The 26,281-nt window shown below is 43.0% G+C and carries 28 protein-coding genes; 3 read left to right on the top strand and 25 right to left on the bottom strand.

Annotation, left to right across the window (positions count from 1 at the left end):
• Window positions 1–21: 21 nt before the first annotated feature.
• The 11 genes from whiA to cdaA all read right to left on the bottom strand — a co-directional run bounded on the left by whiA (window position 22) and on the right by cdaA (window position 9,656).
• Window positions 22–942, bottom strand: a complete 921-nt coding sequence (whiA, locus tag EL081_RS03830) for a DNA-binding protein WhiA (protein ID WP_126404037.1) — start codon at window positions 940–942, stop codon at window positions 22–24.
• The gene (locus EL081_RS03825; protein WP_126404036.1) at window positions 939–1,916 is read right to left on the bottom strand and encodes a YvcK family protein; all 978 of its coding nucleotides are present in this window, start codon (window positions 1,914–1,916) and stop codon (window positions 939–941) included. The genes whiA and EL081_RS03825 overlap by 4 nt, the downstream gene beginning before the upstream one ends.
• Window positions 1,913–2,809, bottom strand: a complete 897-nt coding sequence (rapZ, locus tag EL081_RS03820; RefSeq protein WP_126404035.1) for an RNase adapter RapZ — start codon at window positions 2,807–2,809, stop codon at window positions 1,913–1,915. Before rapZ ends, EL081_RS03825 begins: the two co-directional genes overlap by 4 nt.
• Window positions 2,810–2,920: 111 nt before the next feature.
• Complete coding sequence (locus tag EL081_RS03815) at window positions 2,921–3,298, bottom strand: RidA family protein (protein WP_126404034.1); 378 nt, start codon at window positions 3,296–3,298, stop codon at window positions 2,921–2,923.
• Between the two features lie 16 nt (window positions 3,299–3,314).
• A complete protein-coding gene (locus EL081_RS03810; RefSeq protein ID WP_006596601.1) occupies window positions 3,315–3,476 on the bottom strand; it encodes a hypothetical protein in 162 nt (53 codons plus the stop codon).
• A 23-nt stretch (window positions 3,477–3,499) separates the two neighbouring features.
• The gene (gene obgE, locus EL081_RS03805) at window positions 3,500–4,813 is read right to left on the bottom strand and encodes a GTPase ObgE (RefSeq protein ID WP_126404033.1); all 1,314 of its coding nucleotides are present in this window, start codon (window positions 4,811–4,813) and stop codon (window positions 3,500–3,502) included.
• 45 nt (window positions 4,814–4,858) lie between these two features.
• Window positions 4,859–4,990: a DUF4044 domain-containing protein gene (locus EL081_RS03800; RefSeq protein WP_006596603.1), complete on the bottom strand. Its 132-nt coding sequence runs from the start codon at window positions 4,988–4,990 to the stop codon at window positions 4,859–4,861.
• Window positions 4,991–5,184: 194 nt separating this feature from the next.
• Window positions 5,185–6,645 carry an Ig-like domain-containing protein gene (locus EL081_RS03795; protein WP_126404032.1) on the bottom strand — a complete coding sequence of 487 codons (1,461 nt, stop codon included), beginning with the start codon at window positions 6,643–6,645 and terminating at the stop codon, window positions 5,185–5,187.
• Between the two features lie 42 nt (window positions 6,646–6,687).
• Window positions 6,688–8,043 (bottom strand): phosphoglucosamine mutase, encoded by a 1,356-nt coding sequence (gene glmM, locus EL081_RS03790; RefSeq protein WP_126404031.1) that lies wholly within the window; start codon window positions 8,041–8,043, stop codon window positions 6,688–6,690.
• 27 nt (window positions 8,044–8,070) lie between these two features.
• The gene (locus tag EL081_RS03785) at window positions 8,071–8,811 is read right to left on the bottom strand and encodes a CdaR family protein (RefSeq protein WP_126404030.1); all 741 of its coding nucleotides are present in this window, start codon (window positions 8,809–8,811) and stop codon (window positions 8,071–8,073) included.
• On the bottom strand, window positions 8,808–9,656 hold the full coding sequence (gene cdaA, locus EL081_RS03780) for a diadenylate cyclase CdaA (RefSeq protein ID WP_126404029.1): 849 nt from the start codon (window positions 9,654–9,656) through the stop codon (window positions 8,808–8,810). The genes EL081_RS03785 and cdaA overlap by 4 nt, the downstream gene beginning before the upstream one ends.
• A gap of 180 nt (window positions 9,657–9,836) precedes the next feature.
• Between cdaA and murT the strand changes: the two genes are divergently transcribed.
• The 3 genes from murT to EL081_RS03765 are packed head-to-tail and all read left to right on the top strand — an operon-like array spanning window position 9,837 to window position 12,265.
• Window positions 9,837–11,177: a lipid II isoglutaminyl synthase subunit MurT gene (gene murT, locus EL081_RS03775; protein ID WP_126404028.1), complete on the top strand. Its 1,341-nt coding sequence runs from the start codon at window positions 9,837–9,839 to the stop codon at window positions 11,175–11,177.
• Window positions 11,177–11,965, top strand: a complete 789-nt coding sequence (gene gatD / locus EL081_RS03770; protein ID WP_126404027.1) for a lipid II isoglutaminyl synthase subunit GatD — start codon at window positions 11,177–11,179, stop codon at window positions 11,963–11,965. Before murT ends, gatD begins: the two co-directional genes overlap by 1 nt.
• A 9-nt stretch (window positions 11,966–11,974) precedes the next feature.
• Window positions 11,975–12,265: a LapA family protein gene (locus tag EL081_RS03765; protein WP_048717218.1), complete on the top strand. Its 291-nt coding sequence runs from the start codon at window positions 11,975–11,977 to the stop codon at window positions 12,263–12,265.
• Between the two features lie 293 nt (window positions 12,266–12,558).
• Here EL081_RS03765 and EL081_RS03760 read toward each other — a convergent pair whose 3' ends face one another.
• From EL081_RS03760 to atpA, 14 genes are all read right to left on the bottom strand, one after another.
• A complete protein-coding gene (locus EL081_RS03760; protein ID WP_126404026.1) occupies window positions 12,559–13,746 on the bottom strand; it encodes an MFS transporter in 1,188 nt (395 codons plus the stop codon).
• Window positions 13,747–13,856: 110 nt separating this feature from the next.
• On the bottom strand, window positions 13,857–15,035 hold the full coding sequence (locus EL081_RS03755) for an MFS transporter (protein WP_126404025.1): 1,179 nt from the start codon (window positions 15,033–15,035) through the stop codon (window positions 13,857–13,859).
• A 23-nt stretch (window positions 15,036–15,058) separates the two neighbouring features.
• Window positions 15,059–15,931 (bottom strand): XRE/MutR family transcriptional regulator, encoded by an 873-nt coding sequence (locus EL081_RS03750; RefSeq protein ID WP_126404024.1) that lies wholly within the window; start codon window positions 15,929–15,931, stop codon window positions 15,059–15,061.
• Window positions 15,932–17,839 carry an ABC-F family ATP-binding cassette domain-containing protein gene (locus tag EL081_RS03745; protein ID WP_126404023.1) on the bottom strand — a complete coding sequence of 636 codons (1,908 nt, stop codon included), beginning with the start codon at window positions 17,837–17,839 and terminating at the stop codon, window positions 15,932–15,934.
• 82 nt (window positions 17,840–17,921) lie between these two features.
• On the bottom strand, window positions 17,922–18,293 hold the full coding sequence (locus EL081_RS03740) for a hypothetical protein (RefSeq protein ID WP_126404022.1): 372 nt from the start codon (window positions 18,291–18,293) through the stop codon (window positions 17,922–17,924).
• 2 nt (window positions 18,294–18,295) lie between these two features.
• A complete protein-coding gene (locus tag EL081_RS03735) occupies window positions 18,296–19,015 on the bottom strand; it encodes a matrixin family metalloprotease (RefSeq protein WP_126404021.1) in 720 nt (239 codons plus the stop codon).
• Window positions 19,016–19,181: 166 nt separating this feature from the next.
• Window positions 19,182–19,994, bottom strand: a complete 813-nt coding sequence (locus EL081_RS03730) for a DNA/RNA non-specific endonuclease (RefSeq protein WP_185946472.1) — start codon at window positions 19,992–19,994, stop codon at window positions 19,182–19,184.
• Between the two features lie 104 nt (window positions 19,995–20,098).
• Complete coding sequence (locus EL081_RS03725) at window positions 20,099–20,287, bottom strand: DNA-directed RNA polymerase subunit beta (RefSeq protein WP_126404019.1); 189 nt, start codon at window positions 20,285–20,287, stop codon at window positions 20,099–20,101.
• Window positions 20,277–21,560 (bottom strand): UDP-N-acetylglucosamine 1-carboxyvinyltransferase, encoded by a 1,284-nt coding sequence (gene murA, locus EL081_RS03720; RefSeq protein ID WP_023026629.1) that lies wholly within the window; start codon window positions 21,558–21,560, stop codon window positions 20,277–20,279. The genes EL081_RS03725 and murA overlap by 11 nt, the downstream gene beginning before the upstream one ends.
• Window positions 21,561–21,626: 66 nt before the next feature.
• Entirely contained in the window at window positions 21,627–21,857 is a 231-nt protein-coding gene (locus EL081_RS03715) for a DUF1146 family protein (RefSeq protein WP_040803274.1), read from the bottom strand.
• 86 nt (window positions 21,858–21,943) lie between these two features.
• Window positions 21,944–22,363 (bottom strand): F0F1 ATP synthase subunit epsilon, encoded by a 420-nt coding sequence (locus tag EL081_RS03710; RefSeq protein WP_006596621.1) that lies wholly within the window; start codon window positions 22,361–22,363, stop codon window positions 21,944–21,946.
• Between the two features lie 13 nt (window positions 22,364–22,376).
• On the bottom strand, window positions 22,377–23,783 hold the full coding sequence (atpD, locus tag EL081_RS03705; RefSeq protein ID WP_006596622.1) for a F0F1 ATP synthase subunit beta: 1,407 nt from the start codon (window positions 23,781–23,783) through the stop codon (window positions 22,377–22,379).
• Between the two features lie 88 nt (window positions 23,784–23,871).
• Window positions 23,872–24,753 (bottom strand): F0F1 ATP synthase subunit gamma, encoded by an 882-nt coding sequence (locus EL081_RS03700; RefSeq protein WP_006596944.1) that lies wholly within the window; start codon window positions 24,751–24,753, stop codon window positions 23,872–23,874.
• A 15-nt stretch (window positions 24,754–24,768) separates the two neighbouring features.
• Entirely contained in the window at window positions 24,769–26,274 is a 1,506-nt protein-coding gene (gene atpA / locus EL081_RS03695; RefSeq protein WP_125335369.1) for a F0F1 ATP synthase subunit alpha, read from the bottom strand.
• Window positions 26,275–26,281 lie beyond the last annotated feature (7 nt).

Below are 26,281 nucleotides of genomic sequence, written 5' to 3'. Positions count from 1 at the left end.
AAACAATTCAAAGGCTTTTTCTTATAGATTATCTAGCTCGTCTGCAATCTTATTGATTTTTCGCAAGCGATGATTGACGCCACTTTTTGTCAAAGGCGTTTTCAAGGCATCCGCAATTTGCTGGATAGAATAGTCGGGATTCTGAATTCGAACATAGGCAACTTCCTGAAGCTCAACCGGAAGGCCACCTAATCCAATAGTATCCATGATTTTGACAATATTGTTAATCGTCTTCATACTAGCCGTAACTGTACGAGCAATATTGGCCATTTCAGCATTATTGGCTCGATTGAGATCATTGCGCGCCTCTCGCAAAACCTTGACAGATTCGAATTCTTCCAAAGCCTGCTTGGCTTCTACCAAGATGAGAAAATCAATAATATCCTCTGCTCTCTGCAAATAGGTGACGACTCCTTTTTTGCGTTCGATAGTCTTGGCATCTAACAAGAAGTGTTGCATCAAGTTTGCTAAGTCCTGGGCATGGTCAGAATAAACAGAGCTAATCTCTAATTGATAGCGCCCAGACTCCGGATCCTTGATGGTCCCACTTGCTAAGAAAGCGCCTCTCAGATAAGCGCGACTCGCTTCATCTTCTTCTAAGATTCTCGGGTCAATCCCAGTCTCAATACCAAAGAAAGAATCCGCTAAGTGTAGGTCTGCAAGAATCTCTTCGACTTTTTCATCAATAGAAACAGTATAGACACGATTCTTCTTCAAATTGGTTTTTTGGTGGTGACGAATGTCAGATTTGACCTGATAAAACTCTACAATTAATTCATAGATATGGCGGGCAATCTTAGCATTCTCCGTTGTCAAAGACAAACTTAAGCCCCCCATACTCAAGCCCAAACTACCTGACATCTTAATCAGAGCAGATAACTCACTTTTCTCAAAGCGATGAAGGGTCAAGAGCTCTTCTTTTACTTTAATGGTAAAACTCATTTAATCACCTGTACAATTTGCATCAACTCATCTACCACAGCTCCTCCATCATGGAAGGCGCCGCCGTTTTCCAAGCGAAGGAAATTGCTTGAAATAACTCGGGGAACCTGCGATTTCAAACCTGCAAAATTGTGTTCTACTTGAACCAGGTATTCATCAAAGCGATTCGTGTCCATATATTCTTGAGGGACTTTTTCAATATTGACTAAAACAGTATCAATAAACGGCTTCTTCAAGTGTTTATGAAGGACGGAAACATGGTCACTATCGGTAAAGTGTTCTGTCTCCCCACGTTGGGTCATGATATTGCAGACATAAGCGACCTCTGCTTTCGTCTCAAGCAAGGCCTGTCCAATTTCTTCAATCACTAGATTAGGAAGGATTGATGTAAAAAGAGAACCGGGTCCTAAAATCACCATATCGCTTTCTAAAATCGCATCTACTACTTTTCGACTCGCTTTCGGTGTCTCATCATTATAGGTATTGGTGACATAGACATAATCAATCATTCCCTCATGATGGGCGATTTCACTCTCACCTGCGACCTCTGACCCATCCGTAAAGACGGCATGAAGGGTCAACGGTACATCGCTGGAAGGATAAATTTTTCCTGTCGTATGGAAAAATTTAGTCAGCAATTGCATGGCATTATAGGTCGAGCCCTGCATTTCAGAAATCCCGGCAATGATCAAATTCCCAAGAGGATGACCAGCTAGTGGCCCATCGTCTTCTGCAAAACGGTATTGAAAGACTTTTTCATAAAAGCGAGGCATGTCAGACATGGCTACTAGCACATTTCGCAAGTCACCTGGTGGTGTCAATTGATGAATATTTTTTCGAAGTTCCCCAGAACTACCCCCATCATCCGCCACTGTCACAATAGCCGTAATTTCAACATCCTTTTTCCGAAGGCTATCCAAGATGACGGAAATCCCTGTACCGCCTCCGATGACGGTCATTTTTGGTTTTCTCATGAACGATTCACCGTTTCTTTCCGTCGGTCTTTGTCGCGATGACTCATATTAACCGTCCAATCTTTCTCTAGATCCCGTCCAAGACGAGCAGCAAAGGCTACTGAACGGTGTTGACCCCCTGTACAGCCCACTGCAATTGTCAAAACGGATTTTCCTTCTCGTTTGTATGCAGGCAAGATGGGAGCAATCAAATCGTAAAGATGACGATAAAACTCCTCTGATTCTTTGTGATTCATGACATAGTTATAGACATCATCATCTAGCCCCGTTTGATTCCGTAGCTCTGGTTGGTAATAAGGATTCGGTAGGAAACGAACATCAAAGACCAAGTCTGCATCTAAAGGCAAACCATACTTAAAACCAAAGGACATGACTTCAATCCGAAACTCAGGCTGACTATCTTGTCTGGAGAATTGTTCAGCAATCACTTTACGAAGATTACGAGGCGTTAGTTCCGTCGTATCAATGACATTTTGACTCATGTTTTTAAGTGGAGCCAAAAGTTCCCGTTCCAACGTAATCCCATCCAAGACGCGCCCATCAGCAGCCAGTGGATGGCTACGACGAGTCTCTTTGTAGCGAGCAACCAATTCACTATCGGTCGCATCCAAAAAGAGAATTTTAAAATCAATCCCTTCGTGGTTCTCTAATTCGTCTAAAATGGAGCGAATTTCTGCAAAGAAAGACCGACTACGCATATCCACGACGAGAGCCAACTTGTTATTGTCCATCGAAAGTTGAATCAGCTCAATAAACTTCGGCAAGAGAGCTGGTGGCATATTGTCGATGGTGAAATAGCCCATATCTTCAAAGGATTGAATGGCTACGGTCTTTCCTGCACCACTCATTCCTGTTACAATGACCAGTTGAATGGTCTTTTCTGTATCTGTCATCCTAATCACCTTTTCCTTACAAAAAAGGAGGAGGGCATCATCTTTCCAGTTGGTCAGTCGATGGCTCTCACTCCAACATTCTTTTTACCCGAATGCATTCCTCTATTCAGACTAAACTTCTGCAATGACTTCAATTTCGATTTTGACATCGCGTGGCAAGCGAGCCACTTCTACTGCAGAACGTGCTGGAAATTCACTTGAAAATGCTGTCTTGTAAACCTCGTTAAAAGGTACAAAATCATTCATATCACTTAAGAAACAAGTTGTTTTCACTACGTGATCAAAGTCCGTTCCAGCTTCCTCAAGGATAGCAGCAATATTCTTCAACACTTGTTGGGTTTGTTCTTGGATGGTTTCTCCAACAATTTCACCAGTTTCTGGTGAAAGAGGTACTTGCCCACTTGCAAATAAAAGATTGCCTACAATTTTTCCTTGAACATAAGGTCCAATTGCTGCCGGTGCTTTGTCTGTGTGAATTATTTTTGCCATTTTCTTCTCCTGATTCCTAATTTTCACTGGATGCTGCTAATTTTTCCCGTTCTAAGCGTAACTTACGTTTGGGATTCAGCTTATTAAAGAGTTCTTCCAATTTTTCTGCATTCCAAACGTCTGCAGCAGAGACAAAATTTCCGTCTTTATCACGAAAGGATATAGGTTTATCTCCCATCTTCTTCTCCTCTTTAGCTCTAACTAGTCAACAAATTCAAATTCGAATTTACCGATACGTACGATATCTCCATCTTTGGCACCACGCGCACGAAGGGCTTCATCGACACCCATTCCGCGCAATTGACGCGCAAATTTCATGACAGACTCATCGCGATCAAAATTAGTCATATTGAAGAGCTTCTCTAGCTTATCACCGGACAAGATCCAAGAAGCATCATCATCACGATTAATCTCGAAGGCTGGTTGTTCCTCATCAAAGCCGTAGTAGACTTCTTCTTGCGCCATATCTTCTTCTGTATAGAGCAAGAATTCTGGTGTTTTGTCTAACAAGTCTGCTGTTGCTTCTAACAAGTTGTCCAAACCTTGATGCGCCAAACTAGAGATTGGGAAGATTTGTGGCAGTTCATCAAACTCGTCGTAGTTGGCCGCCAATTTTTTCTTGAACTCTTTCAAATTTTCCTGGCTCTCCGGCATATCCATCTTATTCGCCACGATAATCTGAGGACGTTCCATCAAACGAAGATTATAAGTTTCGAGCTCTTTATTGATTTGAACATAATCTTCATAAGGATCGCGTCCTTCACTGGCTGACATATCGATGACATGCAAGATGACACGGGTGCGCTCGATGTGACGAAGGAACTGGGTTCCTAGCCCCACTCCTTGGCTAGCCCCTTCAATCAATCCAGGAAGGTCAGCGACTGCAAAGGATTCACCTGACGGAGTCCGAACCATGCCCAAATTTGGAACGATGGTTGTAAAATGATAAGCTCCAATTTTTGGCTTAGCAGAAGTAATCACACTGAGAAGAGTTGATTTCCCTACTGATGGGAAGCCAACCAAACCAACGTCTGCTAGGACCTTGAGTTCTAATTCGAGTTCGCGTTCCTGGCCTGGTTCCCCATTTTCTGAAATCTCAGGAGCTGGATTTTTAGGAGTTGCAAAACGGATATTTCCGCGTCCTCCACGACCACCGAGTGCGACAATGTATTCTTGTCCATTTTCAACCAAGTCGGTAATGACCTTACCAGTTTCAGCATCTCGTACAGTTGTCCCTTGCGGTACTCGCACATAGAGGTCTTCTGCACCCCGTCCGTGCATCCCTTTGGTCATCCCCTTCTCGCCATTTTGAGCTTTAAAATGCCGGTTATAGCGGAAGTCCATCAGCGTGCGCAAGCCTTCATCTACAACGAAAATGACATTGCCTCCGCGTCCACCATCACCTCCCCAAGGACCGCCATTGGGAACATACTTTTCACGGCGAAAGGCCACCATGCCATCACCGCCATTTCCAGCCTTGACCTTAATCTTGGCTGTATCTAAAAACATACTCATAGTTTATCGTTTTCCTTTTATAACCAAGTATTACTTGGTAGTCCCTTAGTAGGATAGTGCACCCAAAGCTGCAGCAAAAATTGCTCCAACCGTTACAATCAACATAATCACAATGACAAGCATAGTCAATTTTTCAAAAAAAGTTTTTTTACGTTTTCCGTTATCTCCAAAAGCCACGTTTTTTACCTCAATTACAATAAATTCATTAGTCCTATTTTACCACGAAAAAGGGCATTTTTCAAACATCCACCCTCTAGAAGAAAGACAGCTAATGTATGGCAGTTGATTTTTCACAACCAAATTTTTGTATATTTATTTTTATCCATCCAATTAAAAAAGACTGGAAAATTCCAGCCTTTTAAAAACGAGGATTATTTTGTTAACTTCTTAGAGCGTAACACTGTAATAGCAACTGCACATCCCAAGATACCGACAAGGAAGATAAGAGGCGTCATCTTTTCCCCTGTACTTGGAAGAACTTTTTTCTTCCCAGTTTTTGGAGTTTCTTCTTCTTTGACAGAAGTTGATGATGAATTTGATGACTTCGGTTCTGTTTGTGGTTTAGATGGCTCTGGGTCTGGACTTGGTTTTGGATCCGGTTGAGGGTTAGATGGCTTTGGATCTGGATTTGGTTTTGGATCCGGTTGAGGGTTAGATGGCTTTGGATCTGGATTTGGTTTTGGATCCGGTTGAGGGTTAGATGGCTTTGGATCTGGATTTGGTTTTGGATCCGGTTGAGGGTTAGATGGCTTTGGATCTGGATTTGGTTTTGGATCCGGTTGAGGGTTAGATGGCTTTGGATCTGGTGTCGGTGGGGTTTGTTCTTTCTCACCTAATCCTTCTCCAGATCCTGATTCCAGTCTCACTTCTCGTGTTAAACTACGAGGCTCAGGGAAATTGGTTGCTGTCCATGTCAAGGTGTTATGAACTAGATCTCCAACTTTTGTACCAGGAGCTACTCTAGTAGAGTATTCAATGTACATTGGCCAATGGTAGTTATCTCCAAATTCAATAGTAAATCCTGTGATCTGACCAGCTGCATTCTTGTCGAAGACAGCTTTTTTACTGAAATTGTCTAATACTGGCAGACTTAAAATATGGGCTTCGTTTCTAATTCCACCATCTACTGGATTAAAGCGAACCGCACGGAAACTACCTTCTACCAGTGTCAAACCATCTCCAAATTGATCCTTAATGACCATTCCACGAAGGATATCTTGACGAGCATTTAAAATAATACGCCATTTTACAATCGTTGGATCTGTCTGATCTTGGTAGCCATATTTCATTTCATAGTCACCAGCTTGACCATCTGTTTTTTCGTAGTTTAATGAAAAATCTGTATTGCCAATTTTAAAAGTCAATGGGGATGTTTTTGTAACAACCTCTGTATCCACTTTCACATCAAAACGTAAAGAAACGCGTTTATTGAGTGGGTGTGAAGCAAAATAATCGTTAAACGTAACCGTTACAGTCTTGTTTGCCGAATTGACAACAGCTTTCCCAACTGTCTGACCATTTGTTTGGCCTTCTTCTACCACATCAAATTCAAGAGCTGTATAGAAGGTTAATTCTTTCGGCAAAGACAAGGTCAGAGTGTCTCTTGCTTGAATGGATTGTGTATCTGGAAAGGCTACATTGATGGTAGCGGACAATTTTTCGTTTGATAAGACTGTAGTTCCACTGCTTACTACTTGATTGTCCTTACTTAAGCTTGCTGTTTGCGTATAAGACAGGACTTCTGACGCTTGAATCGTTTGCACAAAAGCATTCGAAAAGAGAACTGTAGCAACAAGGGCTAGGGACCACATGATTCGACGTAAATATTTCATATTGACCTCCTCAACTCTCGCTTGGAGAGTTTACTTCTTTATTTAATCTTCAAGACCAATTTCATCTTTGACTACAGCAGCAATGGTATCCACATAGTAATCCACTTCTTCATCAGTCGGAGCTTCTGCCATGACACGAAGAAGAGGTTCGGTACCACTTGGACGCACTAAGATACGACCATTCCCAGCCATTTCAGCTTCCATTTTTTCAATAATCGCGCGAATGGCAGGAACTTCCATAGCCTTATCTTTCATGCTGTTTTCAACACGGATATTGACCAATTTTTGAGGATAGATGGTAACTTCTGATGCAAGATCTGATAAAGTACGACCAGTTTCTTGCATAATCTTGGTCAATTGAACGGCACTCATCTGACCATCCCCAGTAGTATTGTAGTCCATGACAATCACGTGACCAGACTGTTCACCACCTAGATTGTAACCAGACTTCCGCATCTCTTCGACCACATAGCGGTCTCCGACAGCAGTCACAACCTTGTTAATGCCCTTGGCATCCAAAGCCTTATGGAAGCCTAAATTAGACATGACGGTCGTTACGATAGTGTTATCTTTTAAGAGGCCCTTCTCAGAAAGGTAGGTCCCAATGATGTACATGATTTTATCACCATCAACTAGGTCTCCATTTTCGTCAACTGCAATCAAACGGTCACTATCACCATCAAAAGCCAAACCAATAGCCGCACCAGATTCTCGGACAGCCTCTTGCAAAGCCTCAGGATGGGTAGAGCCTACTTGGTCATTGATATTGAGACCATTTGGGCTTTCTCCAATAACTGTCAAGCGTGCTCCTAAGTCAGCAAATACTTGGCGGGCACTTGTAGATGCGGAACCATTCGCAGCATCCAAAGCCACGTGCATTCCTTCAAGCTGGGTCCCAGTTGAAACTAAGTATTCTTGATACTTACGAAGTCCTTCAGGATAGTCCATCACTGTTCCAAGACCTTCTGCACTAGGACGAGGAAGAGTATCAGTCTCCGCATCCAATAAGGCTTCAATCTCTAGTTCACGGTCATCGTCTAATTTATAGCCGTCATTCCCAAAGAATTTAATCCCATTGTCTAGGGCTGGATTATGACTGGCAGAAATCATGACCCCAGCACTTGCACCTTCAGAACGAACCAAATAAGCTACACCTGGTGTTGCAATTACACCCAATTTATAAACTTTAATCCCTACAGATAGGAGACCTGCTACGAGAGCACTTTCTAACATTTCACCAGAAATACGGGTATCTCGTCCTACGAAAACAAGTGGAGTTTCTTGCTCATGTTGACTGAGGACATACCCTCCGTATCGACCGAGCTTAAAGGCCAACTCTGGCGTCAATTCGACGTTTGCTTCTCCACGGACTCCGTCCGTTCCAAAATATTTACCCATTATGATAATCCTTTCGATGATTCTTTATTAATTGCTATTATTTGATGAGGAACTGGATGAAGAAGAGCTAGAACTTGTCTGTTTCAACTCAATCTTCATGTATAGCTCTGATGGAGAGATAATGACAGGTAAATCATTCCCCTCGCTATCTACCGCCTTTAAGGAGACGGTTGCCGTATAGGTATTGTTTAAAAGATCTCCTTCAGGGAAGATGGCTTCTACATGATCAACTTTGGCTAAAGTGTCCTGGTCGCTGGTTACAGAGACCTTATCCTCAGAAAAAGTAACATGTGAGAGACTCCACCCTGGGGCAATTTGTTTGTCTGGTACCGTGACGGAAACATCAAACTTTTTCGTTTTTTTCTTACCAATTTTTGCAGTAACTTTCTGAGGTTCGATGGTTGCAGTCAATCCTGAAGGCAGGTCTTCGACCTTTAAGGTGATTTCATGCTGGCCCTCTTTCAGATTGCTCAGATCAGCTACCACTTTAAATTTACGAGTACTAGCCTGCATTTCTGATGCTAAGGCGACACGGTTAGATCCCTTCAGAAAAACTGTTACTTCTGAACTAATCCCGCTAACAAAATATTTACTATCGTTATATTTTACATCAATCGGAATATTGGTTAAGGTGTTCGTGTAAGTTTCAGAGCTCACTTGACGCGCACTACTGTTATTCTGGAAATTAACAGAGGTGGCAATGATGAATAAGAGACTTGAGAAAAAGACTGATGTCACAATATAGACAATTTTTCTTTTTGGAATCATTTGATACGTCCTCCAAAAATTCTTGATTTCAAATCTTTTTTTCCTTGATCTTCTGGAATAATGAAGGAACGCAATTCTTGTTCGAATTCTTCGATACTGAGGTCGTATCTAAAGCTCCCATTTCTCGCAATGGAGATACCACCCGTTTCTTCCGAAACAACAAAGGTGAAGGCATCACTTACCTCAGACAAGCCGATTGCAGCCCGGTGTCGCGTACCGAACTCTTTTGAAATTCCCGTGCTTTCTGTTAAGGGGAGATAAGCACAAGATACAGCAATTTTATCATTGGTGACAATCACTGCCCCATCGTGAAGCGGGGTGTTGGGAATAAAAATATTAATCAGAAGTTCACCCGAAACATCTGCATCGAGGGGAATACCCGTAGAAATATATTCTTGAAGGGTTCTACTCCCTTGAATAGCAACCAAGGCACCAATCTTTCGAGGACTCATATAAGCAACGGCTTTTACATAGGATTGAACCAATTTTTCTTCTGTACTAATCTGGTTGGTTGAGAAAAATTCAGTTGCTCGACCTAATCGTTCTAATCCCGTCCGAATTTCCGGAGAGAAAATCACTACCGCAGCAATGACCCCGTATGTGATGATTTGGTTGATCAACCAAGAAATGGTCGTCAGACCAATCATATTGGCAACTAACTCAAATAAGAAAAAGGTCAAGACACCACGGACTAAAATCATAATTTTAGTGCCGACAATGGCTTTTATAAAATAATACAATAACCAAGCTACTAGGGCAATGTCAATCAGGTTGACAACCACACTCCATGGAGTGGGAAATAAACTGGCCCAATACTGGGGATTTGACAATTGTTGGATGTTCACAATCTCATACCTACCACTTCTCTTCTAGGCTTTTCACGCAGCTAACAACTGTGGATGATTACTGGAAACACAGGGCTTCTAGCAAATGGATAGCGCGTTCAAACTACTCTACATCATTATATCATGTTTCAACAGATTTTTCTGTAACCTTCTGTTGGTTTTTGTGATAAAATATGAATTATGAAGATTAAGACTAGTATAGGGCTTATTGCCGGAAAAACGAGTAGTCACCTCTTGCGTTTGCTTGGTCGTGGCTCTACCCTTCCTGGAAAAATCGCCCTCCAAATTGATAAAGACATTTTACAATACCTGGCCCAGAACTACGAAATTGTGGTTATCACTGGTACGAATGGGAAAACACTAACAACAGCTCTCACTGTTGGCATTCTTCAGGAGGCTTTCGGACCTATCGTGACCAATCCTAGTGGTGCCAATATGATTTCAGGGATTACGACTACTTTCTTGAACGCAAAAGGTTCTTCTGGTCGTCCAATTGCAGTTCTTGAAATCGATGAAGCCAGCCTGGCTCGAATTTGTGACTATATCACTCCGACCTTGTTTGTAATCACCAATATTTTCCGGGATCAAATGGACCGCTACGGAGAAATCTACACGACTTATCGGATGATCTTAGATGGGATTAAAAAAGCGCCACAGGCGACTGTTCTGATGAATGGGGATAGTCCTCTTTTCCATACCCTTCCCCTACCAAATCCCGTTCAATATTTTGGCTTTGACACGGAAAAAACTGCTCCGCAACTAGCTCATTACAATACGGAAGGAATCGTTTGTCCAGAGTGTCACGGTATTTTAACTTACCAATTAAACACCTATGCCAATCTAGGAGATTACATTTGTGAAAGCTGTGGCTTCCATCGTCCTCCATTGACAGTGGCAGTTAATGAATTGACCGAGTTGACCAATACTTCTTCTCACTTTAAAATCAACGGGACAAACTACCACATCAATATCGGGGGCCTCTATAATATTTACAACGCCCTCGCTGCGGTTGCCGTGGCCCATTATTTTGATGTCAGCCCAGACGTCATTAAGCGTGGTTTCGATAAGAGTAAGGCTGTCTTTGGTCGTCAGGAAACCTTTAAGATTGGGGATAAAGAATGTACCTTAGTCCTTATCAAAAATCCGGTTGGAGCTACTCAGGCTATTGAAATGATCAAACTAGCGCCGTATCCCTTCAGCTTGTCTGTTCTTCTCAACGCCAACTACGCAGATGGGATTGATACCAGCTGGATTTGGGATGCCGACTTTGAGCAAATCACCCAGATGGACATTCCAGAAATCAATGCTGGTGGAGTGCGACACTCAGAAATTGCTCGGCGACTTCGGGTCACTGGCTATCCGGCTGACCAGATTACTGAAAATGCAAAATTAGAGGATGTCTTTACCCAGATAAAAGAACAGACTACTCCTCACGCCTATATTTTAGCCACCTATACAGCCATGCTAGAATTCCGTGAATTGCTAGCTCAAGAACACCTGATTGAAAAGGAGATGAATTAATGACGTATACTTCACTACAATCCCCTGATCAGGAAAACTACCAATACGAATTGAGAATTGCCCATCTTTATGGGAATCTGATGAATACTTATGGGGATAATGGCAATATCCTCATGCTCAAGTACGTTGCGGAAAAGCTCGGTGCTCGCGTAACGGTGGACATCGTTTCGCTCAAAGACCGCTTTGATCCAGACACCTACGATATCGCCTTTTTCGGTGGAGGCCAAGACTACGAACAGACTATTGTATCCGAGGATCTACCAGATAAAAAAGAAGACATCGAACGCTTCATTCATGACGATGGGGTGGTCCTGGCTATCTGTGGTGGCTTTCAACTTCTAGGCCAGTACTACATTGAGGCTTCTGGCAAGCGCATTGAGGGACTTGGTATTATGGGACACTATACCCTTAACCAAGAAAACAATCGCTACATTGGCGACATCAAAATCCATAATGAAGAGTTCAACGAGACCTATTATGGTTTTGAAAACCACCAAGGTCGGACCTTCTTGGCGAAGGACGAAAAACCACTGGGCAAGGTCGTCTATGGAAATGGGAACAACAAAGAAGATGGTTGCGAAGGGGTTCATTACAAGAACGTCTTTGGCAGCTACTTCCACGGTCCTATCTTGTCCCGAAATGCCAATTTGGCCTATCGCTTGGTGACAACAGCTCTAAAGAATAAATATGGACAAGATATCGTCTTAGCGACTTATGATGATATTTTAAGTCTAGAAAAAGCGGAAGAATACGCTGATGTGAAAAGTAAGGCTGAATTAGAAGAATAGGGAGACAAAATGAATAAACGAAAACTACAATATGTTGCACTACTGATTTCTGTACTGCTCATTGCGATTATTTCCTTGGCCAATATGCAAACGGTGACTGTGAACTTTTTGCTGGTCCAATTTAAACTCCCGCTCATCATTTTGATTCTGGTCTGTGTCCTTCTCGGTTCGTTGGTGACTTTCTTAGTCAGCCTTCCTAAAAATTTCTCATTAAAACATGAGTTAAAAGCCGCGAAAAAACAACTAGGACAAAAGATGTCCGGTGAAAAAGAAGAAAAAATCAAACAAATCGAAAACTAAAAGCACCGATAGGTGCTTTTTTGATGTAGACAAACTGTTTTTCATAAAACAACCAAGGTGATGCTAAAAAAAATATAAGTAGATACTCAATTTGGCTTACTAAAAGTTATACTTAAACTTTCCGCTGTGAGAAAAGTGCCTGAAACACAATTGTTTCAGGCACTCGGGAGTTTTGGAACCTTAGGTCCAAAACTAAGTCATGGAACTTCTTCGAAGTTCGCTGACGTCCGTACTCACCTAAGGAAAGTTTCTAATATAACTTTGTCTTTAATCTGAAATCAATCGATGCTTTTTCATGCTGATTTACCTTCATTTGATTGCAGTTGCTTGGCGACTACTTGTGCTAGGAGTGAAAAGAGGATGACGCCAGCTCCTATCAGGAGAAAGGATTCTACTCGGACGCTTGGTAACCAGGTCATCAAACCTTTAGCCACCGGCATAAAGAGAATAGCTAGGGTAAAAATGGTGCTTAAGACCCTGCCCAGATAGTCTCCCTCCACCTTGGTTTGAACCTGAGTAAAAAAATGAATATTGAAAATTGTCATAAAGAGTTCACAGACTAAATTTCCAGAAAAGGAAAGAAGAGGCGGAAGAGGCAAGCCCATCATGAAGACTCCTACTCCTGTTAAGATCAATAAGAAGAGAAGCATCTCCATGCTTGATTTAAATTTATTGGCGATCAAAGCTCCGATGATGGAGCCGATAGCCCCCAATGTTAAGATGGTCGCATAGGCTCCTTTGACCCCGTAAAGGCGATTCGAAAAAGGAAGCAAAAACTCAAAAGCCGCAAAAAAGAAATTGACACTGGAAGCCACCAAGAGGAGGAAGAAAATCTCTTTCTGATGCCAGATATAGTCTAGTCCATCTTTCATATCCGAAAAAATATCTTTTCCCGTAAACTGTTTCTTTTCCTGAACCTTGGCTTCTTCTTTCGGAAGCAAAGCCACAAGGACAAAAGCCATGAAAAAGGTCAGCGCATCCAGTAAGAGGGTCGCATGGAGACTGGCAAATTGTAAAACAAGGAAAGAGAACACAGGAGAACTAACACCAACCACTTGTAAAGTCAACTCCAAGCGGGCATTATAAGTCACAATCTCATCCTTCTCTACAACTTCTGTGATAATAGCTTTATTGGCAGTTCTAGAAAAAGCGAAGGCAATGGCCTGGACAATATTGGCAACAATCAGGGCTGCAATCATCCAACGATCATTCCTGATAAAAGAAATCGCCAAACATAGGAGTCCACACACCAGATCGGTCGTCATCAAAATCTTGCGACGGGAAAAACGGTCTGAGATCACGCCTCCAAATGGATTGACTAGAATGGAGGTGACAAGTTCAGAAATTTGATAAATCCCCAACACTGTCTTTCCTATAGTCCCCATCGAGGCTAGCCAGACACTGTTCCCATAATCATAGAGCATATTTCCCATTCTATTGATCGCCCCACGAGCAATTAATTGGACTGCATGTCGATTCATCAAAAAAACCTCCTTCATTTTCTGAAACTATTGTACCAGTTCATGAAAGAGGTTTTTATTTTGTCCCCTATTTGGGAAAATTAGTGTTTTACAAATTTATCAAAGGATCCTTACTGTTCTTTTGATTGAAGCTGCTTAGCTACTAGCTGAGCCAAGAGCGAAAAGAGAATAACTCCAGCTCCAATCAGGAGAAAGGAATCTACTCGGACACTTGGCAACCAAGTCATCAAACCCTTGGCGATGGGCATAAAGAGAACAGCCAAAGTATAAATCGTACTCAAGACTCTCCCCAGATAATCATCTTCCACCTTGGTTTGCACTTGAGTAAAAACGTGGATGTCGAAAATGGTCACAAAAAATTCACAGACCAGATTTCCCGAAAAGGAAAGATAAGTCGGAAGAGGCAAGCCCATCATGAATACTCCTACACCTGCCATGATCAGTAAAAACAGGAGAATTTTCATACTTGATGTAATTTTATTGGCAACAAGTGCTCCTAGAATAGATCCAATAGCTCCCAATGTTAAGATGGTCGCATAAGCCCCCTTGCCCCCGTAGAGTCGATTGGAAAATGGAAGTAAAAACTCAAAAGCCGCAAAAAAGAAATTAACGCCGGAAGCCACCAACAAGAGAAAGAAAATGTCTTTCTGATGCCAGATATAGTCTAACCCCTCCTTGATATCAGAAAAAATATCTTTCCCCGTAAACTGTTTCTTTTCTTGAACCTTTGCTACTTCTTTCGGAAGGAATGCCACTAGGACAAAGGCAATGAAAAAGGTCAGCGCATCTAGTAAGAGTGTCGCATGGAGACTGGCAAATTGTAGAACTAGGAAAGAAAACACGGGAGAACTGACACTAACAACTTGTAAGACCAGCTCCAAGTGCGCATTATAGGTTACAATCTCTTCTTTCTCCACAACTTCTGTAATAATGGCTTTATTGGCAGGTCGAGAAAAACCAAAGGCAATGGCCTGAACAATATTGGCAACAATCAGGGCCGCAATCATCCAACGATCGTTCCTGATAAAAGAAATCGCCAAACACAGGAGACCACACACCAAGTCGGTCGTCATCAAAATCTTGCGACGAGAAAAACGGTCTGAAATCACCCCTCCAAAAGGATTCACGAGGATCCCTGTCACTAACTCAGAAATCTGATAGATTCCTAATACCGTCTTTCCTATAGTCCCCATCGAGGCCAGCCAGACACTATTCCCATAATCATAGAGCATATTTCCAATTTTGGTAATCGCTCCACGACTAATTAATTGGACCGCATGTCGGTTCATAAAATCTCCTTTATCTCTCCTATTTAGGAACATTCATTTTTTACAAATTTATCAAAGTGTTCTTGATAATAGGCTACCTGCTCTGGCAGTCCTAGCACATCAAAAATATGCATGGAATCCTGCATTTGCTTCTGCCCTTCTTCTTTTCTGCCCTTCTGATACAGAGCAAATCCCTTAAGGTAATGAAAGATATTGCGTTCGTAGAGTTTGATGCTCTTGCCGATAATCTTTTCTACGTAGGCTTCAAAATAGCTAGCATTTTCAAAAGAACGGTGTTCTAAACAATGCTGGTAACAATTGAGGGCTAGAATCAAGACTAGTTTTCGATGGCGACCAATTTCCTTGTAGAAATCTTCACGCTCCATCACTTCTCTACCAAGCCGAGTGACATAGTTCACATCATAAAAGCTATAAAGATTGCCAAAGAGGATCAACTCATACATGGTCCACTCTTCCGTTTGAAAGAGATAATCCGCCACCTTGTCCAGATCACTCTGCTTCATGGTGTAGCTGGCATCTCTCTGGCAAATCAGCCCTTGTAACAAAATCCAGTTCAATTCAAAATAAAAGGGATTGGTCGAACGTTTAGCCTTTTCAAGTTGTTCTCCTTGAAGCCTTTGAAAACCATCAATATCATTTGAATAGTAAAGCGGAATAATCTGAGCCATCAAGGCCACATGCTCATGGTGTTGAAAATTTCTGGCCTTATCCATAAAATTCTCAACAGTCACATGGATATTGTCCAAAATGTCAAAGAAGCGCGAAGCAGCCAGATCCGAATCCCCCAATTCAAAACGGGATAATTGGGAAGTCGAGCAAGCTTCTCCTGCAGCTTCTTTCAATGAATATTTTTTACTGATTCGAAATTCGCGAAAAACTTTTCCAAGATCTTCCATCTATTCTACCTGCTCTGACAGTTCTGCCCACTCTTCCATGACCGCTTCCTGCTGGACGGTTAGTTGGTCCAGGTCGCTCTGGAGTTGTACCAAGTCTTTTGCATCATTGGTGCTATGCATGGTTTCGGTGATGGCTTGGATTTTTTGATCCAGCTCTTCCATCTCTGCTTCCAATTGCTCAATGCGGCGGGTGATTTTGCGGAGTTCCTTTTGGTTTTGCTTTTGCAAGTGATAGTCATTGCCAGTGACTTCTTCCGTTGAAGAAGCGGGCTCAGCTTCTGCTTGCGCTGCAGCAAGGGCCTCTAACTCTGCTTTTTTCTCCAGATAATAATCATAGTCTCCCAGATAAAGGGTCGAGCCCTCTTCTGAGAGTTCTAGGACTTGGGTCGCTACCCGATTGATAAAGTAGCGGTCGTGGCTGACAAAGAGCAGGGTCCCATCAAAATCAATCAAGGCATTTTCCAGTACTTCCTTGCTATCGATGTCCAAGTGGTTGGTCGGCTCATCGAGAATCAAGAAGTTATTATTCTCCATAGAAAGCTTTGCCAATAGCAGGCGTGCCCGCTCTCCACCTGACAGCATGCCGACAGTTTTCTTGACATCGTCCCCTGAGAAAAGGAAGGCTCCTAGGCGATTGCGGATCTCCACTTCTGGTGTCAGTTTAAAGTCATTCCAGAGTTCATCCAAGACACTGTTATGAGGGGTTAGCTTACTTTGGGTCTGGTCATAGTAGCCTACTTCGACATTGGCTCCAAAACGGGCTTCCCCCTTGATAAAAGGAATCTGCCCGACGATGGACTTGATAAGAGTAGATTTCCCAATCCCATTTGGTCCCACAATAGCGACCGCATTCATCTTACGGATATCCAGATTGATCGGCTCGGACAGGATTTGATCATCATAGCCAACGGCCGCCTCTTCTACTGTCAAGACGACATTGCCAGAGGTCTTATCAGAATGGAAGGTCATATGGGCAGACTTGGTCCCAGCTTCGGGCTTGTCTAGGCGCTCCATTTTTTCCAACTGCTTGCGACGAGACTGGGCCCGTTTGGTGGTTGAGGCCCGCACCAAATTACGATTAACAAAGTCTTCGAGCGCTGCAATCTCTTTTTGTTGTTTCTCGTAGTTCTTAGCTTCGGTCAGAAGCTTTTGCTCTTTTTGCTCCACAAAGCTGGAGTAATTGCCGACATAGCGGTCCAAGGAATGCTTGGTCAAATCCAAAGTAATGGTTGCGACCTTGTCTAAGAAATATCGGTCGTGACTGACAATGAGAAGGGCCCCGCTATAATTAACCAGATAGTTTTCCAACCAGGCAATGGTCTCAATATCCAAGTGGTTGGTCGGCTCGTCCAGTACCAAGAGATTTGGCTTTTCCAAGAGCATCTTGGCCAGAGCGAGACGGGTATTTTGCCCACCAGATAACTCTTCAATCTTCATCTGCCACATGGACTCATCAAACTTGAAGCCGTTTAGAATAGCTCGGATATCTGCCTCATAGGTGAAGCCACCAGCTTGACGGAATTCTTCCGATAGCCGGTCATAATCCTGCATGAGTTTATCTAGGTCAGCCCCAGTTTTTTCCCCCATCTCAAGCTCCATTTGACGTAAGGTTTTCTCGGTCTTTCTGAGATTGTCAAAGACATGAAGCATCTCATCGTAGATGGTATTGGACGACTCAAAGCGACTATCTTGAGCGAGATATGAGAGGGAAAGGTCACGTTTTTTATTGATTTCCCCAGAAGTCGGCTCTTCTTCTCCCACCAAGATTTTTAAGAGCGTCGACTTGCCAGCTCCATTCTTTCCGACCAGGGCAATCCGGTCCCGTTCATCCACTTGCAGGCTGATATTATCAAAAAGAACCTCCCCTGCAAAAGAGCGTTCAATTTTGTTGGCTTGTAAAATAATCATAGTTTCATTGTACCTTACTTTTGACAAATTGACAATTGAAGAAAAGGCCAAACGCTAGATGCGCTTGACCTTTCCTTACTTTTTAAATCGCTGAGACATTGGAAGCCATTTGACTGTACTGATAGGCTAGGAAAAGCCCGATGCCAATCACCAGCAAAAACAAGCCCCATTTGATGACTCCCTTCACAAAGCGAATCACAAGCAGGATTATCATAGAGCCAATCAGCCAAGTAATGGCCGAATGGGAGAAGAAAGCTTGAACAGCTTCCTTATTGTCCCCGAAAAATTGACGGACTCCCTCAGGAGCATAGTTTTCCCAAGCCTGTTGAATGCCTAATTCATGGGAAATTGATTGACCTTTTTGGAATATCCAAAGAAAGATTCCAGAGTTAAACACGAAGAGTGCCACTTGTTCTGGAAAGGTTCGAATAAGATACAGTATGCGTTTGATCATCCTTACTCCTTGTATAGTTGACGAACAGCCTCAATATCCCTCGCTTGAATGCTATAAAAAGAACCAGCTGCCTGCATGACAGACTCTTCCTCATTATGGTCCAAACCAATGGCATGGCCTAGTTCATGCTCAGCTGTATTCACAATCCGTTGATGGGAATAGTTGTACTGCTTATTTAATAGGTAATAGTGATTTAAACGAACAATCACCCGTTTGAAACGATTGGTTAAAACATTGGTCTGGGTTTCTGCTTCACCTGCTGCAGAAACCGTGCTATCATCCATCTCTGTCAAGAGGATATCTGCCTCTTCTTCACTGGTGACAAGTTGGAAAGTGAAGGCCCCTGTCTGATTCCAAGACTCAAGAGCTTCCTCATAAGCAAGAGTAAAGGTCTCATCCATTGCAGGATCTAGATAAACTTTTGCAGTTGCATGATCCCACCTTGCTCCTGTAGAGGTATGACCATCTGTTGCAAGACCTTCTTGAGCAGATGGACTTCCCGGACCTAGCAAAGGACCAGTTCGATGAAAATAAGCATCCACCTGCGTGACAACCGTTTGGGCTGCTCGACTAACCCCATCAATCCCGCTACCGGTTTTGCCACTAAAGAATAGAACACCAACCAGTAGAGCAAAACTAAGGGTTAGGGTCCAAAACAAGCCCCAAACAAGACTCCAAATGGCCCGTATTAGAAAACGAATCATGCCTATAATGGTTCTCACAAGCTCCTCCTTTCCTTGAGAAGACCTCTGTTTAGGTCTAGAAGACAATAATATACCTTACTTTTCTTAAAATAAACTAAAGATTGAAGTCATAAAAAGAAAAAGATCCAGTTGACAGCAAAGCCAACCGAATCCTTTTCATCCTACTTCTTATTTTATCTTTAGCTTAGCGATGCACTGTTACTTTTCCAGTACGATAATCCAAACTAATCCCACTCTGGACATTCGGAACAAAGACATTAAACTCTAGACTACCATCGCTGGATTTCGCTTCAATCTGACTACCAACTGGTACTAAATCTTCATCCGATGCATAGTAGAGTGTCACCCGATAACGGACCCGTTTATTTTTGTCTAGGGCCTTGCGAACAAGGGTTTCATAGTAATTTTGTCCCGTTGAAAAACTATCACGCGCTTGATTGGCCCAAGCTGTTTGAACCGCAATATTTTTAGGATTCGTCATCGAGGCATCAAATCCATCTAAGTTGCCAATCAAGGCATAGCCGAGAAGGTGTCCCCGATCAACCGCATGGTCATATTCCCCAGCTAAATTGGTTACTTGGTGCCAGCCAGCGGGAGCCCAATCTATGTCCGTCTGTTCTCTCTTTTGGTATTGACGAGTCGCCTTGGTCATCAAAGCGTTGGCAACTGTTGGGATCTCTCTTCCTTTTACAGTCTTTGTCTTGGTATCTGCATAAGGGAGACTCGCAACATCCGCATCCAGATTGGTTTTGTTTTGATTAATGATAAAAGCGCCCGCTTCGTTCCATTGAATGTTCTTTCCTAGTTTAGCTCGAACACTATCTGTCAGAACACTCTCCGCTAGTTCCTTACTCGGGGTTGCTTCTTGACTCGAAGTAACAACCGTTTGAACCTGAGAGTGACTTGCGACTGGCTGGGGTTGACTAAAATAATAGCCACCGATGGAGAGGGCTACTGCCACCACCAAGCCCAGTAGGGTTTGTCCCGATTTTTTCATTTTAAGTGGTTTCTTCTGATTGTTTGCCACAATGTTTCCTCTATTTCTACTGAATGGGAAAGAGCCTGGGATCACAATCTCAAGCTCCTCTTTTTGACAAATAGTTACTTACCTGTAAATTTCTGAAGGATTTCCTTCCAGGTATCTGGCGAGAGAATGGACCAAGGATCCTTCCCATTGCCAATGACACCATATCCAATGACCAATCCAAGAGCGAAGACAATCGCTAAGATCGTAAGAACCAATAGGACGATTCCCAATTGTTTTCCGATTGCTTTTAATTTAGTTTTCATCATCATCTTCCTTCACACGACGTACATCTGCTCCAAGAGCCACCAATTTCTCATGGAATTTAAAATATCCACGGTCAAGGTGTGTTAACTTGCTCACTTTGGTTTCTCCCTCAGCTACAAGCCCCATTAAAATCAAGGTCGCACTAGCACGCAAGTCTGTCGACATCACTTCAGCCCCTTGTAAGCTAGCTCCACCTTGGATGCGGGCTGTATCTCTCATAATATCTGAGTGTAAGCCCATCCGACGCATCTCTTCCAAGTGTTGGAAACGATTTTCAAATACTGTTTCAATCATAGTCGATTCACCAGAGGCCATGGCCATCAAAGCAGTGAATTGGGCTTGCATATCAGTCGGGAAGCCTGGATAAGGAAGGGTTTTTACCGTCACTGGTTTCAATTTAGAGACATCTGAGCGAATGCGAATACCATTTTCTTCTTCCGTTACCTCAACACCCATTTCTTGCATCTTAGAAAGAAGAGGGCGGTTGTGTTCCCAAATAGCATCTTCAATTAAAACGTCACCACCCGTCATGGCTGCACCAACCATGAAGGTTCCCGCTTCAATTCGGTCTTGAACAACATTGTGAACCGCTCCATGCAAGCGATCTACCCCAACAATCGTCAAGGTTTCTGTTCCAGCTCCACGCACCTTAGCGCCCATTTTATTTAAAAGAGAAGCCAAATCCACAATCTCAGGTTCGCGGGCTGCATTTTCGATAACAGTAGTTCCATCTGCCAAAGTTGCTGCCATCATGATATTTTGGGTGGCACCTACAGATGGGAAATCCATATAGATATGCGCCCCATGAAGACGATCTGCTTTTGCTTCAATGTATCCAGCTGTTTGAGTAATCTTAGCCCCCATAGCTTCCAAGCCCTTCAAGTGCAAATCGATTGGACGACTACCAATGGTACATCCACCCGGCATGGAAACTTTGGCATGACCATTCCGAGCTAAGACAGGGCCTAAAACAACGATCGAAGCTCGCATCTTGCTGACATATTTGTAAGGCGCTTCTTCTGTTAATGGTTGAGTCGCATCAACGACTACTGTATTGGTCTCCTCATCAAACGTAACTTGAGTGTTCAAGCCACGAACGACATTATTCATTGTAAAGACATCAGATAAAACAGGAACATTGGTCAAGGTCGTTGTTCCTTCACTGGCCAAAACAGTTGCTGCTAAAAGGGGAAGGACTGCATTCTTTGCTCCTTCAATCTTCACAGTTCCAACTAGGCGATTTTGACCACCATTTACAATAATTTTATCCATACTTGTTATTACTCCATTTCATTTAGTCACGACTACTATCATACCATAAATTCATTAAAAAAGAAGCTAAAAGTTCCCGTTAAACAACTGCCGACTGAATTCATAAATACTGATAAAGAAACTACTAGTCAAATAGCCAAGACTAATGCTGATCAATAAAATAAGAAGCCGAATTTTTACGGCTGTTTCGGCGTTTACCTTTAAAAAACGCTCCCACTGAACCACCGTTGAAAGAAGGTGGTAGGCGAAGAAAATAAACAATAGGTGACTGCAAAAAGTAAAAATCATTTGAATCATACCTCTATTATACCATAAGAAAAACTTTCCTTTCATAATCTTTAGATTCAAAAAAAGAAGTCGATTTAATCAACTTCTTTCTATTTTTATAATCGATTTCCGACGTTAATCCGGTTAATAGCTCGTTGAAGGGCAATTTTTGCACGACGCTCCATATCAACAGAATGTTGATCTTTGGCTTCTTCAAGGGCTTTTTCAGCACGCATTTTTGCACGCTCAGCCCGGCTAACATCAATGTCTCGAGCGCGTTCCGCCGAATCCGCTACGATGGTAATGACATTATCTGCCACTTCGATAATCCCACCATTCACGGCGATCCAATCAATGTGTTTTTCGTCATCGATCCGACGGACCTTCACTTGGTCTACAGCCAAAACCGCAATGGTATTGATATGACGAGGTAAAATCCCTAATTCACCATCAATTGTCTTGACAGATACAAATGCGGCATGATGATCATAAACCAGTCCATCCGGTGTAACGATTTGGACGTTCATTTGACTCATCTTTCACCTCTTCTTAGAATCCCATTTTCTCAGCTTTCGCAATCACATCTTCGATCGAACCGACACCACGGAAGGCATCCTCAGGCAAGTGATCATGCTTCCCATCCAAAATTTCCTTAAAGCCACGAACAGTTTCTGCAACCGGTACATAAGAACCTGGTTGACCAGTAAATTGTTCCGCCACGTTAAAGTTTTGAGACAAGAAGAATTGAATACGACGGGCACGAGCCACCAAGGTCTTTTCATCATCAGACAATTCATCCATCCCCAAGATGGCAATGATATCTTGCAGTTCATGGTAGCGTTGAAGGACGCGTTTGACCTCAGAAGCCACTGCATAGTGCTCTTCTCCGACGATGTCTGGAGAAAGGGCACGAGAGCTAGATGCCAATGGGTCAACGGCAGGGTAAATCCCTAATTGTACCAATTTACGCTCCAAGTTGGTCGTTGAGTCCAAATGGGCGAAGGCTGTTGCTGGGGCAGGGTCTGTATAGTCATCGGCTGGCACATAGATGGCTTGGATCGATGTAACAGAACCTTTATTGGTTGAGGTAATCCGTTCTTGCAATTGTCCCATTTCCGTTGCCAAGGTCGGTTGGTAACCCACGGCAGAAGGCATCCGTCCCAAAAGGGCTGATACTTCTGAACCGGCTTGGGTGAAACGGAAGATATTGTCGATAAACAAGAGAACATCTTGACCTTCTACATCACGGAAGTATTCCGCAATAGTCAAACCAGTCAAAGCTACACGCATCCGTGCTCCTGGCGGTTCGTTCATTTGTCCAAAGACCATGGCTGTTTTTTCGATAACGCCAGATTCCTTCATTTCCCAGTACAGGTCATTCCCTTCACGGGTCCGTTCTCCAACCCCTGTAAATACAGAGATCCCACCATGCTCTTGGGCAATATTGTGGATCAATTCTTGAATCAAGACGGTCTTTCCAACTCCGGCACCACCAAAGAGTCCGACCTTCCCACCTTTCAGATAAGGGGCCAAGAGGTCAATGACCTTGATCCCTGTTTCAAGAATTTCTTCTGAAGTAGAAAGCTCATCAAAGGATGGAGCTTTTTTATGAATGGATTCACGAGGAGCATCTTCTGGAAATGCTTCTTCCAAGTCAATGGTATCTCCCAAGACGTTAAAGACCCGTCCAAGAGTTTCTTTTCCGACAGGTACAGAGATTGGACGACCAGTGTCCAATACTTCCATCCCACGAGTCAAGCCATCTGTTGATTCCATGGCAATGGTGCGAACGACACCATCCCCAAGTTCAAGAGCTACTTCAAGAACGACTTTTGATTTTTGTTGGTCATTTTTATAGACTACAAGCGCATTATTAATCTCAGGGAGTTTATCGCCCGCAGCAAAAGCTACGTCAACGACAGGACCTACAACCTGAGAAATTTTGCCTAAACTCATGTCATTCTCCTATTCTATTAAGTTTCTAAGCTTATTAATAACTGCGATCAAGCTTATTTTTTTATTGTTAAAATGTGCATCGAATCAACTACTCAAGCGCACTCGCTCCTGCAACAATTTCCGTAATTTCTTGCGTAATGGTTGCCTGACGAGCTCGGTTGTATTGAATGGTCAATTCATCAATTACTTTCTTGGCATTGTCTGTTGCGGTTTGCATGGCCATCATACCGGCAGCATTTTCAGCTGTTTTGGCATCAATAATGGCTCCATAAATCATACTTTCCGCAAACTGTGGAAGCAATTGATCCAAAATCGCATCGCGGTCTGATTCCAACTCCAGATTCAAGATATAATCTTCATCTGCTTCATTGGGGTCCAAGTCAATAATCGGAAGCATTTGCTCTACCCGCAATTGACTGGTCAAACTATTGACGTGGTGATTATAACAGACATACAATTCATCAAACAATTCATTTTGATACATTTGGACTGTCTTATTGATAATCTTCCGCACTTCATCAAAGCTTGGTTGATCCGCTAGGCCACGTAGTTCATAAACCGGCTGAATGCCTCTTGCTCTAAAGAAATCTGCCCCAATACTTCCAATACAGATGACTTCAAAATCCTCACCCGTTGGATGGTATTCTTCCTTCAATTCCATGACTGACTTGAGGATAGAGGCGTTGTAGCCTCCCACTAGTCCACGGTCAGAAGTGATAACAATATAAGCAGACTTTTTGACAGGACGACTCTTTAAAAATGGATGGTACTTAGCATTCTCAGCCTCGTGTCCATGTAAGAGGTCTGTCAATAGTTTACGAACCTTAGATGCGTAAATTTGGAAGTCCTTGGCAGCTTGCTCAGACTTCCCAAGTTTGGCAGCAGATACCATCTGCATAGCATTCGTAATTTGACTGGTATTCTTTGTCGATGCAATTTTATTTTTGATATCATTTAAAGAAACTGCCATCTGCCACTCCTATTTCTATTTGAAACTTGATTGGTTGACAAAATCAGTAATCACTGCATCCATTGTTTCTTCACTTGGAAGATCTTTGGTCGTACGAATGGTTTCATAGATTTCTGGATGATGCGCTTCTACAAAGGCAAACAATTCCTCTTCAAAGCGAAGGATATCATCAACTGGTACACTATCCAAGAATCCATGTGTCAAAGCATACAAGATCACCACCTGTTTTTCGACTGTTAATGGTTCATGGACCGGTTGCTTCAAGACTTCTACAGTCCGGCGACCACGGTTCAACTTGGCTTGAGTAGCAGCATCCAAGTCACTACCAAACTTGGTGAAGGCTTCCAACTCACGGTAAGATGCGAGGTCAATACGGAGAGTCCCCGCAACCTTCTTCATGGCCTTGATTTGAGCTGATCCACCAACCCGTGACACAGAGGATCCCGCATCGATGGCTGGACGAATTCCTGAGTTAAAGAGGCTATCTTGCAAGAAGATTTGGCCATCCGTAATCGAAATCACGTTAGTCGCGATATAAGCGGAAATATCACCTGCTTGTGTTTCAATAATTGGAAGCGCAGTGATAGAACCTCCACCTAATTCATCTGATACTTTCGCAGAACGTTCCAATAAACGGCTGTGAAGGTAGAAGACATCCCCTGGGAAGGCTTCACGTCCTGGCGGACGACGAAGAAGAAGGGACAATTCACGGTAAGCAACGGCTTGTTTTGACAAATCATCATAGACGATCAAAACGTGTTTGCCATTGTACATGAACTCTTCGGCCATCGCAACCCCTGCATAAGGTGCAAGGAATAACAATGGAGACGGTTGTGAGGCTGATGCCGTTACCACAATGGTGTAATCCATGGCTCCATACTTACGAAGTGTTTCTACTTGTGTCCGAACCGTTGATTCTTTTTGTCCAATTGCTACATAGATACAGATCATATCTTGATCCTTTTGGTTCAAGATGGTATCGATGGCAATCGAGGTTTTTCCTGTTTGACGGTCTCCGATGATCAATTCCCGTTGGCCTCGTCCAATTGGAACGAGGGCATCAATGGCTTTCAACCCAGTTTGTAGAGGCTCTGATACAGATTTCCGTTGCATAACACCAGGAGCTGGTGTTTCAACTGGACGGAATTTATCTGTCACGATTTCTCCCAAGCCATCCACTGGCTGACCGAGAGGATTGACAACCCGACCGATTAAGGCATCCCCAGCAGGGACTTCCATGATTTTACCAGTCCGACGAATCGAGTCTCCTTCACGAATATCCGTAAAGTCTCCGAGGATGATAATCCCGACATCTGTCGTTTCCAAGTTTTGCGCCATCCCGTATGAGCCGTTTTCAAAGATCAACAACTCACCACTCATTGCATTTTCAAGGCCATGAGCACGCGCAATCCCGTCACCAATATAGGTAACGACTCCGGTCTCTGTGACGTCAAAATTTGGCTGGAAATTTTCAATTTGTTGCTTAATTAAAGCGCTGATTTCTTGTGCGTTAATCGCCAAAATTCAC

Source organism: Streptococcus viridans, from assembly GCF_900636365.1.
GTDB lineage: Bacteria > Bacillota > Bacilli > Lactobacillales > Streptococcaceae > Streptococcus > Streptococcus viridans_A.
This window is presented reverse-complemented; position numbering and strand designations above follow the sequence as displayed.

Excerpts from the sequence above, each read along its gene's own strand:
- whiA (WP_126404037.1), bottom strand. The coding sequence starts at position 942 with ATGAGTTTTACCATTAAAGTAAAAGAAGAGCTCTTGACCCTTCATCGC.
- EL081_RS03825 (WP_126404036.1), bottom strand. The coding sequence starts at position 1,916 with ATGAGAAAACCAAAAATGACCGTCATCGGAGGCGGTACAGGGATTTCC.
- rapZ (WP_126404035.1), bottom strand. The coding sequence starts at position 2,809 with ATGACAGATACAGAAAAGACCATTCAACTGGTCATTGTAACAGGAATG.
- EL081_RS03815 (WP_126404034.1), bottom strand. The coding sequence starts at position 3,298 with ATGGCAAAAATAATTCACACAGACAAAGCACCGGCAGCAATTGGACCT.
- EL081_RS03810 (WP_006596601.1), bottom strand. The coding sequence starts at position 3,476 with ATGGGAGATAAACCTATATCCTTTCGTGATAAAGACGGAAATTTTGTC.
- obgE (WP_126404033.1), bottom strand. The coding sequence starts at position 4,813 with ATGAGTATGTTTTTAGATACAGCCAAGATTAAGGTCAAGGCTGGAAAT.
- EL081_RS03795 (WP_126404032.1), bottom strand. The coding sequence starts at position 6,645 with ATGAAATATTTACGTCGAATCATGTGGTCCCTAGCCCTTGTTGCTACA.
- glmM (WP_126404031.1), bottom strand. The coding sequence starts at position 8,043 with ATGGGTAAATATTTTGGAACGGACGGAGTCCGTGGAGAAGCAAACGTC.
- EL081_RS03785 (WP_126404030.1), bottom strand. The coding sequence starts at position 8,811 with ATGATTCCAAAAAGAAAAATTGTCTATATTGTGACATCAGTCTTTTTC.
- murT (WP_126404028.1), top strand. The coding sequence starts at position 9,837 with ATGAAGATTAAGACTAGTATAGGGCTTATTGCCGGAAAAACGAGTAGT.
- gatD (WP_126404027.1), top strand. The coding sequence starts at position 11,177 with ATGACGTATACTTCACTACAATCCCCTGATCAGGAAAACTACCAATAC.
- EL081_RS03765 (WP_048717218.1), top strand. The coding sequence starts at position 11,975 with ATGAATAAACGAAAACTACAATATGTTGCACTACTGATTTCTGTACTG.
- EL081_RS03760 (WP_126404026.1), bottom strand. The coding sequence starts at position 13,746 with ATGAATCGACATGCAGTCCAATTAATTGCTCGTGGGGCGATCAATAGA.
- EL081_RS03755 (WP_126404025.1), bottom strand. The coding sequence starts at position 15,035 with ATGAACCGACATGCGGTCCAATTAATTAGTCGTGGAGCGATTACCAAA.
- EL081_RS03750 (WP_126404024.1), bottom strand. The coding sequence starts at position 15,931 with ATGGAAGATCTTGGAAAAGTTTTTCGCGAATTTCGAATCAGTAAAAAA.
- EL081_RS03745 (WP_126404023.1), bottom strand. The coding sequence starts at position 17,839 with ATGATTATTTTACAAGCCAACAAAATTGAACGCTCTTTTGCAGGGGAG.
- EL081_RS03740 (WP_126404022.1), bottom strand. The coding sequence starts at position 18,293 with ATGATCAAACGCATACTGTATCTTATTCGAACCTTTCCAGAACAAGTG.
- EL081_RS03730 (WP_185946472.1), bottom strand. The coding sequence starts at position 19,994 with ATGAAAAAATCGGGACAAACCCTACTGGGCTTGGTGGTGGCAGTAGCC.
- EL081_RS03725 (WP_126404019.1), bottom strand. The coding sequence starts at position 20,287 with ATGAAAACTAAATTAAAAGCAATCGGAAAACAATTGGGAATCGTCCTA.
- murA (WP_023026629.1), bottom strand. The coding sequence starts at position 21,560 with ATGGATAAAATTATTGTAAATGGTGGTCAAAATCGCCTAGTTGGAACT.
- EL081_RS03715 (WP_040803274.1), bottom strand. The coding sequence starts at position 21,857 with ATGATTCAAATGATTTTTACTTTTTGCAGTCACCTATTGTTTATTTTC.
- EL081_RS03710 (WP_006596621.1), bottom strand. The coding sequence starts at position 22,363 with ATGAGTCAAATGAACGTCCAAATCGTTACACCGGATGGACTGGTTTAT.
- atpD (WP_006596622.1), bottom strand. The coding sequence starts at position 23,783 with ATGAGTTTAGGCAAAATTTCTCAGGTTGTAGGTCCTGTCGTTGACGTA.
- EL081_RS03700 (WP_006596944.1), bottom strand. The coding sequence starts at position 24,753 with ATGGCAGTTTCTTTAAATGATATCAAAAATAAAATTGCATCGACAAAG.